This is a genomic window from Chitinophaga sp. GbtcB8 (assembly GCF_019091455.1).
Classification (GTDB): domain Bacteria; phylum Bacteroidota; class Bacteroidia; order Chitinophagales; family Chitinophagaceae; genus Chitinophaga.
In genome coordinates, this window is the sequence record NZ_JAGXJN010000269.1 from 1 (window position 1) to 251 (window position 251).

Annotated in this window: 1 protein-coding gene; it reads right to left on the reverse strand. The window is 55.4% G+C overall.

The window, feature by feature from the left end:
• Positions 1-251 (reverse strand): AMP-binding protein (locus KVT36_RS31870; protein WP_217607459.1); only part of this gene is annotated, 251 nt, incomplete at both ends.

Sequence of the window (251 nt, forward strand, 5' to 3'; positions counted from 1 at the left end):
ACTATATATGCTACCAGCTCTTTCTCTGCCTGCTGATATTGTTTTGCCAGCACCACGGCGGGATCTACCTGCGGGTGCTGCTGCAGCAGGCTTTCTATTTCGCCCAGCTCTATGCGGTAACCGCGGTTCTTCACCTGGTCGTCCATACGGCCTATGGAGTCAATGTTGCCATCCGGCAGCCAGCGGCCTAAGTCGCCCGTTCTGTACAGGCGCTCACCGGGCTGCAAAGGATTATCTATGAACTTCTGTGC